The organism is Candidatus Thermoplasmatota archaeon (assembly GCA_030018475.1).
GTDB lineage: Archaea > Thermoplasmatota > JASEFT01 > JASEFT01 > JASEFT01 > JASEFT01.
This window is the reverse complement of sequence record JASEFT010000060.1, coordinates 1-8,190: the sequence shown is the minus strand read 5'-3', so window position 1 is coordinate 8,190 and position 8,190 is coordinate 1. Positions and strand designations below refer to the sequence as shown.

General features: G+C 38.7%; 9 protein-coding genes and 1 tRNA gene. 2 read left to right on the top strand and 8 right to left on the bottom strand.

The genetic code is table 11. The features are described 5' to 3' along the window. Positions 1-271 precede the first annotated feature (271 nt). Positions 272-496: a hypothetical protein gene (locus QMD21_06865; GenBank protein MDI6856480.1), complete on the top strand. Its 225-nt coding sequence runs from the start codon at positions 272-274 to the stop codon at positions 494-496. Between the two features lie 266 nt (positions 497-762). Here QMD21_06865 and QMD21_06860 read toward each other — a convergent pair whose 3' ends face one another. The 8 genes from QMD21_06860 to QMD21_06825 form a co-directional block, all read right to left on the bottom strand. After that, the gene (locus QMD21_06860) at positions 763-1,317 is read right to left on the bottom strand and encodes a tyrosine-type recombinase/integrase (protein ID MDI6856479.1); all 555 of its coding nucleotides are present in this window, start codon (positions 1,315-1,317) and stop codon (positions 763-765) included. A 392-nt stretch (positions 1,318-1,709) separates the two neighbouring features. Then, positions 1,710-2,222, bottom strand: coding sequence for a hypothetical protein (locus QMD21_06855; protein ID MDI6856478.1), 513 nt, complete (start codon positions 2,220-2,222; stop codon positions 1,710-1,712). 55 nt (positions 2,223-2,277) lie between these two features. After that, positions 2,278-2,621 (bottom strand) — tRNA-Leu (locus QMD21_06850). Positions 2,622-2,630: 9 nt separating this feature from the next. Further along, a complete protein-coding gene (locus tag QMD21_06845; GenBank protein ID MDI6856477.1) occupies positions 2,631-3,293 on the bottom strand; it encodes an RDD family protein in 663 nt (220 codons plus the stop codon). 5 nt (positions 3,294-3,298) lie between these two features. Beyond that, positions 3,299-3,880 (bottom strand): helix-hairpin-helix domain-containing protein, encoded by a 582-nt coding sequence (locus QMD21_06840; GenBank protein MDI6856476.1) that lies wholly within the window; start codon positions 3,878-3,880, stop codon positions 3,299-3,301. Between the two features lie 47 nt (positions 3,881-3,927). Then, a complete protein-coding gene (locus QMD21_06835; protein ID MDI6856475.1) occupies positions 3,928-4,350 on the bottom strand; it encodes an RNA-binding domain-containing protein in 423 nt (140 codons plus the stop codon). 346 nt (positions 4,351-4,696) lie between these two features. Continuing rightward, on the bottom strand, positions 4,697-5,401 hold the full coding sequence (locus tag QMD21_06830) for an ATPase domain-containing protein (protein MDI6856474.1): 705 nt from the start codon (positions 5,399-5,401) through the stop codon (positions 4,697-4,699). Next, positions 5,398-6,975, bottom strand: coding sequence for an ATP-binding protein (locus QMD21_06825; protein MDI6856473.1), 1,578 nt, complete (start codon positions 6,973-6,975; stop codon positions 5,398-5,400). Before QMD21_06825 ends, QMD21_06830 begins: the two co-directional genes overlap by 4 nt. 370 nt (positions 6,976-7,345) lie before the next feature. Between QMD21_06825 and QMD21_06820 the strand changes: the two genes are divergently transcribed. Beyond that, complete coding sequence (locus tag QMD21_06820; protein ID MDI6856472.1) at positions 7,346-8,014, top strand: right-handed parallel beta-helix repeat-containing protein; 669 nt, start codon at positions 7,346-7,348, stop codon at positions 8,012-8,014. The last annotated feature ends 176 nt before the right edge of the window (positions 8,015-8,190 follow it).

Below are 8,190 nucleotides of genomic sequence, written 5' to 3'. Positions count from 1 at the left end.
TCAAGTAAAGGAATAGACATTCCGCCGAGCATTGTGCCATCAACTTTTAAATAAAATGAAATATTGGTATCGTCACTTGCTACTCTATAATCTCTAATATCTACATTATCGTCAAGAAACGATGTTAAATCGCCGTCTAAATGTAAGCGTCGCTACCTTGGAATAGACGAGGAAAAAAACCATTGAAGAAAACGCTCCGACGACAAAACCAATACTTTCAAACACTGGCTCGGACAAGTCGGACGTTTCGGACAACAATATAGGGTACTGCTTGGAAAAAACGCCTGATGCGCAATCTCCAAACGAAAACGAGACTGGAATACCAAAAGTAAACGAGTTAGGCGCTTGGATGATAAACCATTACAAAAACCACAAAGGCATACCGAAAGAGTTTTTCGTAAGAGATGTTTTGAAAACGTTTCCAAGCGCTGAGCCTGCGAAGATAGAAAAGTTCTACGCCCTGTTAAAGAGCTATCAAGAGGAAGAGCCCCTATGAAGAAAAATATGTCTTATAACAATTGTGAGAGAGTCTTTATGCTAGCGCCTTGGGATGAATGCATAGCAGAATACAGAGATATGAAGGCACAAAACGGGTTTTTGCATCTGTATTTGCAGATTAATAATAAAACAGAGAGACTGAGTTTTACTGAAGGAAGTGAAGAAGCAAGGCTCCTAAAAACTGCTCTCAAAAGTTGTCGCAAAGGACAAACCCTAGCTATTCTGAGAACGAACCTAGAATCAAAACCCTTGTTGATAAAAATTCTACGTAATACCTAGTTTGGGTATGTGCGCCAAATACGCCTTTTTAAGCTCTTCTTTGTCAATGTGATTGTAGATATCGATTGCATCTTTTCGCGCATCGCCTCTGAGCTCTTTTATATACTCCCTTCGCATGCCCGCCCTGATTAATTGCGTAGTAAACCAATGCCTGAAACAGTGCGGCGAAAAGCGCTCCTCTAACTTCGGCGATTTAGGATTGTGCAGGCCAAAAAGCTTAGCCCATTTGGTAATTGCCTCGTAAATACCTTCTCTTTCCAATCTTTTGCCTCGATTATTTATAAAAAGAGCTTTTGTTTTTGGATGAATACCCGCTCTTACATCCAACCATCTAGCTAGCAGTCTTGCACATTCGTCATCAAAAAATACTAGTCGATTACTTCTTTTTTTAGTTTCTTTAAGTAGAATTGATAAATTTTTAATATTAACATCATCTATATCTGTCTGGATAAGTTCTCCTCTTCGTATACCCGTCTTCGCAAGCAGAAGCGCTATCGCTTTATCTCTAGTATTTGGTATAGACTCAATAAACTCAGCCATTTCTTCTATGCCTGGCGATTGCCTCTCTCTTCGATTACTGTCCTCTTTATACTGTCTGAGATATCGCTTGCGTACAGGGAGAATAGGGTTGGCAGGCACGTATCCCTCATAAGCCAGGTACTCGTAAAAACTTGATAGTGCAGCGAAGTTATTTCCCAGAGTTTTTGGTAAGTTGTTTCGCTCATTGCGTAAATAAGAGATAAAGTCACGTAAAGTTTCTCGGTTGATATTTAAGAGATCTATTTTGTTCCTTTTCAGAAAATCCAAAAATATTCCGATCGAAGATCTGTACCGTCTTATACTTTCACCAGTCAATCCTCGTAGCCGACAATCCTTCGTAAAATCAGACAGTAGTTCTAAGGATGATTTTTTAATATTTTTTCGAGTGGGGTTTATTTCTTCCATCTCCATCCACCAACAGTTTCTTCAATCAGCCCGTAAGATTCTAAATTTCTAAGTTGCGCAGTTACAGCTCTAACAAGTTTCATATCTTTGGTATCGATTTTCAGTGTTTGTAAAATTTCTTCAGAAGAAACCAATCCTCTTTTACTCAGCAGTTCAATCAAATCTTTTTCGTATGATCTTACACCCCTAAAACGCTCTTCTAAAAATGGCTTTGTTCTGTAATACTTAAGCTCCGTTTCCAGTTTCTCAATAAGCATTCTCAGCATTTTATTATCTTCCTGCAGATGCGCGTTTTCTTCAGCCAGCTCCCTCGCTTTTCTAATATCTTCTCTAGACTTGTGAGTAAAACCTTTACCAATTGCCTTCTCAACACAATCTATTACAAATTTAGAAAGGGCCAGGTTCTTCTTTTTTGCAGCCTCGTTCCAGCGCTGCCTGTAGTCGTTTGAAGGCAGATATACATACAAATACCGGCTGTGATCAGGCATGCCTTTTCCCATAATTTCACCAAAATGTAATAGATTAGCCAGTATAAAATCTTACTAAGTAAATTTATGCGGGGGATGGGATTTTCAGAGCATTAGGCTGGTTTTTTTCCCCTGAAGGCTTTTTGCCAGCCCAAAAAGGCTTCTTTGAACCCATGCACGCCTACGCGACAGAATCTCTAAGAGGAGACACCTTATGGTTTCTCCCTCTACCCTCTTCCCTTCTGTTTTTTCTTTTTTCCAAAAAGAAAAGGGCTTCTCTTAAGTCCTGCGCCGTTGTCCGAAGCCTTTCTTTCTCTTTAAGAAAGAGAAAGAAATCCTTCAGGGAAAGAAAGAGAAAATTTCCCCTGAAGGGCTTTTCTTTTTCTTTAGAAAAAGAAAAGGGCTTCTTTGTCCAAGCTTGGCTACCCCCGCACAAACAAACTATAATTTTACAGCCTCTTTAATATTTTTCAAATCTTTTAAAGTAAGCTCAGGCAATGCTAAAATAATCTCGGGTGAAGCGCCGGCTAAGTCAGTAAAAGATCTAAACCCGGCATTGTACAATGAGATTGCCTTCTTTTCAGTTATTTCTGGTATTTTCATAAACGCGCTGATAATTTCTTCTTTGGACAGCGAGACTTCTATACGTGGCAGTTCCTCAGCAATGTCAGCCCTTGCAACGAGAGTATTTGCAACTCTATCAAGATATCGTTGCCTTGGGTCGCCATCAGTAGCAAGTCCTAAAATAATATCGATTAGCAAGAAGAGCCAGTGAATTTTCGAAATATTCCTGACGAAGCCTTTTGAGATACCAATCTGTTGCGAAGCGGAAAGTACTTTTAATTTGAGCAGCTTTTTGCCGACTGTTGCGCCGTATAGACCTTCAAGAACTGCAAAATATAGTAGCCACAGCACCCCGAATATAAGCCCTGCTCCTAACACCCAAAAGACCCAGCCGTACAAGAATCTGAATAGCAGTAGCACGCAAAGTATTAAGAATACTATTGCTACAATAACACCATCTATTATTGCAGCTACAAATCTTCTAATCCAATGACTTTGCAAGCTTTTGTTACTGCCTATAATATCAATACCTCTTACCATATTATTTATTTTGTTCGTGTTCTTCTTCTATGCAGCTTAGCTTTTCCTTTTCTCCTTTTCTTCCTAACTTTTACAGCTTTGACCTCTTCTTCAGGAGCCGTTAGTTTTTTATAAGCGCTTTTGAGTTTAGCTTTTGTAGCTGCAGCGCCTTTTTTTGCGTAGCTCAATCCTTTTTTACTTACAGATACTATTTTTCCGCCTACTGCTTTAGCCCCAGTTAATATCTTTTTACCGGCTATTTTCAATCCTAGGCTGGGAGCCGGTTCTTCGTAAATCCCCTTTAGCCCACTTTTGATAGCTTTAATGTCTTCAATAGTAATTTCTTTAATAGCCAGCAGTTTCTCAGTAGGAGCTAAAGCAAGCTCGCGCAAAGATTTTATTCCAGCATCATATAGCGCAAGAGCTTTCTTCTTTGTTATTGTAGGAATTTTTATGAATATTTCTATTACTTTTTCTTTTTCCAGCCCTGCCTCGACACCGACTTCGACTTTCGCCGTTTCTGCAGGTTTCTCAACGACTTCTTCTCCAGAAATTACTATCTTTACTAGTTTTCCGCCAGAATATATTTTATCTATTTTTCTCGCCATCTCAATCAAATAATAATAATTTTTGGGTATTATAAAGATAGGGGTGGCTAATGGTATAAATTTTCTAAAAACTCTTTTAACTTTAATATTGCAATTTCCTTTTTAGGAGGAAACACCTTCAATTTGCATCTTGTTGCAATAGTATCTCCTCCCTCAGTCAGCTGATATTCTTGTTCAAAAGCTTTCTGCTTGTCAAATCTAATGTAAAAATTGCAATCCTCGTCTGTTCTTGCCTCTAACTCTGTAATTAGTTTCTTAACCACGGACTTTTCAAGAGCGCTGAAAAAGTTATTGCAGTCGTTCGCGGTATTAAGCTCTGTCTCTAATACTATAACAGGATTTCCGTAATAGCCTGAGAGCTTGGTTTTTGTTATATTATTGGAACGAGTCACAAATTGCAATGCCTTCTCCACTTTTTCTAGCGCCTCTGTTGCATAGCAGTAAGTTCTGAAAGTTATACGATAAAACATAGCCATTTATTCATTCAGCCATGTTACTGTCGTGCTAACATATACTAAACAGCCCTTCCCGTTTGTTAGTTTGAAATTGTCGAAGCCAATGCCTACTAAACAGACTAAAATTCTTTTTTATCCGTGCTGCTTGATAGCTAGGCTCAGAGTGATATCCACTCATATTTCTGCCAATAATCTTTACAAGAGGGGCAGGCAGGCATCATTGTAAGATCCTGACGCAAAGCCAGTCATTCAAAGTCTATTCGGTCACTTCCCAGTGCCTAAAGTACTGGACTTACTTGCTACCCGCCCCGTTCTTAAATTATGTTAGTACTTGTATTTAATTCTTTTCCCAAAATTTTATCTATTCCCTTACCTCACTAATAACTTCTGCTACTCTGAATTTACCGTTGCTAAAGAAAAGTGCGTACCAATCTGTGGAATGTAAAGAAGTTCTTAACTTAACGCATTTAACTCTTCTTTGAACTTTTATTTCAGAAATCTCTTCCATTTTCAAATGAATAATACCATCTGCAAGAAAACCCTCATCATATCCTCCGTAAGATTTTGAGTCTGGAGACATTTCTGTAATGAGGAAAGAGGTAGCATCTAGCTTTCTGAGCCACTCGAAGAATTTGAATATCTCTGCTCTAGGGCGCTCAAGCTCTGAGATAGTTTCTAGCGCTGAAAGGCAGTCTACAGCAATAAGTTGGTAATTAAAATCTTGCTTTAGGAGTAGTAAATGCTCTAAAAGGGTGTCGAAGAAGGTCTTTTTAAAGTGTTTCTCTATACCTTCCCTTATTTTATATCTATCAAGTATGTATAGCGAGCCTGCAACATTTTCGTAAGTCATACCAAAATTTTCCATCTGAGCCAGTAAATTTTTTTCAGATTGCTGCAAGGCTAGATACAGAGCCTTAGTACCGTAGCGCGCGTTGTTGTAGAGTATAGAATAAGCAAAGGAAGACTTCATTGTACCAGTAGTACCTGAGATCAGTACAACGCTTCCGTGCGGTATTCCTCCACTGAGTAGCTCATCAAAGCCTTCAACGTACGTTTTTATTCTCATGGCTCTTCTTCACCCAATATTTTCGCTAAAAAGCCCTTCTTTCTTTTACCCTTCTTTACAAGTGTTTCCTCCTCTCCTAACCCAGCTCCTACTTGCGCTTCCTCCCCATAAACTTCACCATGCGGTTCTATCTTTTTAGTTACAAGCTCTTCTTCAGGTATGCCGTGCTTCGTTTCCCTTACTCTAATATCTAAGAGGATAGGCAGTGGAATATTGCCCCCTACAATCATGGCTACGCCAATCGGTAATCTTTGAATATCTTCAAAAGCGCTTGTAGTGAGACCTTCAAAACTTGCAACTATGGTTTTCAAATCGTTTGGATTCGTTACTTTCAGAATTATCTGTATTCCGCATTGACTGAGTATGTTTTTATCTACAATTGCAGGTCTTTGCGATACAACACAAAGCCCTAATCCGAATTTTCTGCCTTCCGATGCAATAGTTCTTAGAATACTCGTAGAAATAGCCTGTGCATTCTGCGGGCAGAAGTTATGAGCCTCCTCTAAAATAATAACTGCTGGAGGTATTTGATTGAGTTTTCTAAGCTCAAAAAGCTCTTTAGCTAGAATAGAAACCACAATTTCCTGGATTTCAGGTGTAATACCTCTTAAATTAATTATTGTCGCCTGACCCTCTTTTATAAGGTCTCTAATGCTCGTTGCAGGCTCTTTGAAAAGGTCAGTTGCCTCTAAAAGCTCTAGTCTTGTAATTAAACTCCATTTTGCAGGGTTAGCTTCGCTCTCAAGCTCTTTCTTTATATCTTCAATACTATATCTAGCTTTTTCTGCTCTTAAATTCAACAGCGCTTTTCTGAGCAGTCCTATATGAGTAGAGCTCTTTATAGAAGTGTACTCAATAATCTCTCTTGCGTCTAAGTTAGTGCCGCTAAATCTAAGAGGCAATGCGTTGCGATTAATTTTAATATCAGGCGAATAAACCACAATATTTTCTGCATAGCTTCTCGGCTTTATTTTGAATCTTTCCATTTCTTTAAGCTCTTGCTCGTTAAGGTTTGGATGTATCAAAGAGTAATATTCGTTATGAGGATCGATTATAATGCACGGCATTTTGTGCTTTAATAGCTCTTCTACAACAACGCCTGTAAGATATGATTTACCGCTCCCTGTCTTCGCTAAAATACTCACATGCTTTTTAGTAAGGAGCTCTGCATCTAAGCGCACTTGGATATCATGCCATCTAAGCAGTCCTAGATAAATGCCTCTCTCGCTCAGCCCTAAAGTATTTCTGATGAGTGCGTCGCTAGCATTCCAGACCGGTATTCCTGTCTGCAAAGGAGTTCTCGGTACTTGCAACACAGCCTTTTCATCACGGTAGCCTACTACATGAGCTGTTGCAGATAGCTTATCAATACTTTTTATTCTTTCGCCCTTAGAAATTCTACGCGCATCTTCAAAAGTTATATCTGAAATCCTTCTCACATCGCTAACCGTAAACAGCACAGGGATATGTTCATGCTCTACTTCAACGTAGCTATTCCTTTTGATTTGGGTAGTAGCAGCAAACTCAAATGTGGTTGTGCTAGCACTGCCGTAAATTACTCCAACTTGCTCCATTATAAAAACATAATTTATTTAGGGAATGAAATATTTTTGCATTAATGTGGGTATTAATCTTTTGTATTGCCTCGTTGGGATTTGTAAACTCCGCAACCGAAATCATTCTTGACAAGAATTTACGTTGAAAACTGGGTTGCGGGGTTTAGTACACCTTCCTATTACCATTTTTTTCTTTTAGGTAACACTATTTATGTTACTTATCAAAAATAAATGGTAGTTTGAGTTGGAGGTGTAAAAGTTGTTATTGTTATAAGTTAACACAAGTGAGCCCCAGCAAAAACTTAGTTAATCTAAGAATTCATTCCTTTTTATAAGAAAAATGAGATTAGTGGCGCTTTTGCTTTTTAGCTTAGCTGGAGTTTTGGTTTTGAGCGCGATTGTTGGGGTTGTGGGAAATGAGGAAGTTGGTGCTAAAGAGGTAAAATCTGTGGGCGTTGAGAAGGGGCTTACGGAGCATGAGCCGATTTTGATTGATGGCAACGAAAATTTTACGGCTGAAAACGGCGTGAGCAATCCTAGTGCGGCGGGAACGGAGAGTGATCCGTACATTATTGAAAACTGGGATATAGATGCGAGCACAGCAAACGGCATAGAGATAAGAGATACCACAAAATATTTCATTATAAGGAACTGCGTAATTCACGATGGGAAAAGCAACGGTCATTATGGGATCCGCTTCTCTTGGGTAGCCAATGGAAAAATCCAAAACACCACTGCATACAGCAATTCATACGGCATCTATCTTTATATATCATCCAATAACCAAATAACAAACTGTACAAGCCACAATAACAAGGAGGGAGTAATGCTTTTTACTAACTCAAATAACAATCAAATCCTAAATTGTACAAGTTATAACAACCCGGGATGGGGCATCTCTCTTTCAGGATCATCTAATAACGAATTAGTAAACTGTAGGAGCTATAACAACGATGGGGGTGTCTCCCTTTTAGGCTCTCCATATACTAAACTTAGAAATAATCTCATTTATATCCTATTAATCAAGTTCGCAAAAGGAATTATTTTGAGTGGATAAATACCTTAGTATTTTCATGGGAAAAGCATTAGAACGCTCCTGTAAGCCAAAATTCTATCATATTTTCTGCCTAAAATGTCTCAATTATGTTCTTCTCAAAGTTTGCTGCGGTAAAAGAACCTGCCCAAGATGTAATTTTATAAAATTTTTAAAACTCAAACGCAAATATCGTAGGC